This window comes from Lysinibacillus sp. GbtcB16, from assembly GCF_019091145.1.
GTDB classification, from domain to species: domain Bacteria; phylum Bacillota; class Bacilli; order Bacillales_A; family Planococcaceae; genus Lysinibacillus; species Lysinibacillus fusiformis.
This window is the reverse complement of sequence record NZ_JAGXJV010000204.1, coordinates 1-339: the sequence shown is the minus strand read 5'-3', so window position 1 is coordinate 339 and position 339 is coordinate 1. Positions and strand designations below refer to the sequence as shown.

Annotated in this window: 1 pseudogene; it reads right to left on the bottom strand. The window is 30.1% G+C overall.

Features of this window, described 5'->3' with window-relative positions:
* Nucleotides 1-339, bottom strand: a pseudogene (locus KVT27_RS24015) (lipopolysaccharide biosynthesis protein); the annotation flags it as partial.

Below are 339 nucleotides of genomic sequence, written 5' to 3'. Positions count from 1 at the left end.
AATCCCATATATCAAATAAATATCTTTCACGTTCGAATCTTTAATAAAATATTGAAGAAATGGCATGATAGATAATCCCAATAACAATACAATTAAAGCTATTATCATATAGGCTTTTCGATAAAAATTCATCAACATCTTGACTTTTGTTTGATCGTTATCGGCTACTGGCTTATAAAGGCTATACATAATACTAGCCCCTATTCCTGCCTCCGCCAATGTTAGCATAGACAATATATTTGTGATCAGTCCATTTATTCCTAAATACGTAATACCTAAACTATTTATGAATACCGTTCTTGAAACAAAACCTAACAATGTAATAATTATTTGGTTTCC